At 54.7% G+C, this 223-nt stretch carries 1 rRNA gene; it reads right to left on the bottom strand.

From position 1 onward, the window contains the following. Window positions 1-223, bottom strand: a 23S ribosomal RNA gene (locus tag ACXAJH_RS20510); the annotation flags it as partial.

Consider the following 223-nt stretch of genomic DNA (forward strand, 5'->3'; position numbering starts at 1 on the left):
CTGTGTCGGTTTGCGGTACGGGCACCTCTTTCCTCATTAGAGGCTTTTCTTGGCAGTGTGAAATCAGGAGCTTCGGTACTATAGTTCCCTCCCCATCACAGCTTGACGTTGCCGGACGGATTTGCCTATTCCGACCGTCTCACTGCTTGGACGTGCACATCCAATGGCACGCTCTCCCTATCCTCCTGCGTCCCCCCGTCATTCAAACGGAAAGGAGGTGGTA

Source organism: Halobacillus sp. ABD4_316 (assembly GCF_056161385.1).